We start from the raw sequence: 1,546 nt of genomic DNA, 5'->3' as shown, positions 1-1,546 counted from the left end.
AGGACGGCCTCGATCGCCTTGACCAGCGCTCCCTTGGTCTTGCCGCCTTGCATCGCCTGGACGACCCGGCCGCCAACAAAGAACTGCAGAGTCGGCAGGCTCATCACGCCCTGCTGCATCGGTACGTCGGGATTGGCATTGGTGTCGAGCTTCGCGAAGACCATGCGGTCGCCGTAGCTAACCGAGAGCTCATCGATGATCGGGCTGAGCTGCCGGCAGGGAGCACACCAGTCTGCCCAATAGTCCACCAGCACGGGCTTCGAACTCTTCAGTACCTCGGAAGCAAAGCTGGCATCCGTGACTTCGATCACTGCCATGGGTTATCGTCCTCTCATTGTGGTTATCGCTAGGTGATGCAGAAGATCCAGTCCTACTAAGCCTCGCTTATTAGGACTATTGAGCGGGGCTCAGTTAGCTGCGTCGGCGAGTGAGTCGAGGTAATGCTCGGCGTCCAGGGCGGCGCGGCATCCGGTGCCGGCAGCCGTAATGGCTTGGCGATAGGTGTGGTCCACCAGATCGCCGCAGGCGAAGACGCCCGCAAGGCTGGTACGGGTCGAGTCGCCCTCCACTAGCACGTAACCCGCGTCGTCGAGTTCGACCTGACCGGCCACCAGTGCCGAACGGGGATCATGTCCGATCGCCTCGAAAAGCCCGGACACGGCCAGCCTGCGCTCCTCGCCGGTGATGGTGTCGCGCAGGGTGAGTTCTTGCAGGCTGGGCGAGCCGCCGAAGCCAGCGATCTGGGTGTTCCAGGCCGGAGTGATCTTCGGATCGGCGAGCACCCGGTCAGCCATGATCTTGGACGCCCGCAGCTGGTCGCGGCGGTGGATCAACGTGACGGAGTTCGCGAACCGGGTCAGGAAGGTGGCCTCCTCGGCGGCAGAGTCTCCGCCACCGACGACGGCGATGTCCTTGCCCTTGAAGAAGAAGCCGTCGCAGGTCGCGCACCAGCTGATGCCCTTGCCCGAGTACTCGTCTTCACCTTGAACGCTCAGCTTGCGATAGCCCGAACCCATCGCCAAAATGACGGCTCGTGCACGATAGACAGTGCCCTCTGAATCGGTCACCCGCTTGATCTCGCCGCTGAGATCGATGGCGACCGCATCGTCGGCAACGAGTTGGGCGCCGAACCGTTCGGCTTGTTCGCGCATCCGGGCCATCAGATCGGGTCCGAGGATGCCCTCGGGGAAACCGGGAAAGTTCTCGACCTCGGTCGTGTTCATCAGGGCACCGCCGGCGTCGATGGAACCCTCCAGCACCACCGGATCCAGGCCATCGCGGGCGCAATAGATGGCCGCGGTATACCCGGCCGGTCCGCTGCCCACGATGATGACGTCACGCACGGGGCCCTCGTCGTGCGGTGCGCTGGGCGTCACGACGCCGCTCGGCTTGACACCATCGAGCCCAAAGCCGGAGAGAATCCCGGCCGCGGCGAATGGATTTGAGGTCATCAGATCGTTCCTCGTCTCTATTTGGCTGGCCTACAACGGCCCAACGCCCGCACCAACCCGGCTATTCCACCACGACTGTGCCGCTGGGCCTACTC

At 63.5% G+C, this 1,546-nt stretch carries 2 protein-coding genes; both read right to left on the bottom strand.

Annotated elements, in window-relative coordinates; all coding sequences use genetic code 11:
- Window positions 1-317 (bottom strand): thioredoxin (gene trxA / locus AAFP05_RS03555; RefSeq protein ID WP_341728482.1); only part of this gene is annotated, 317 nt, incomplete at its 3' end.
- A gap of 90 nt (window positions 318-407) precedes the next feature.
- Window positions 408-1,451, bottom strand: a complete 1,044-nt coding sequence (gene trxB, locus AAFP05_RS03550; RefSeq protein ID WP_341728481.1) for a thioredoxin-disulfide reductase — start codon at window positions 1,449-1,451, stop codon at window positions 408-410.
- Window positions 1,452-1,546: the final 95 nt, after the last annotated feature.

Source organism: Brooklawnia sp. (assembly GCF_032229645.1).
Classification (GTDB): Bacteria; Actinomycetota; Actinomycetes; order Propionibacteriales; family Propionibacteriaceae; genus Brooklawnia.
The sequence above is the reverse complement of the archived record's forward strand: the minus strand, read 5'-3'. Positions and strand labels throughout refer to the sequence as shown.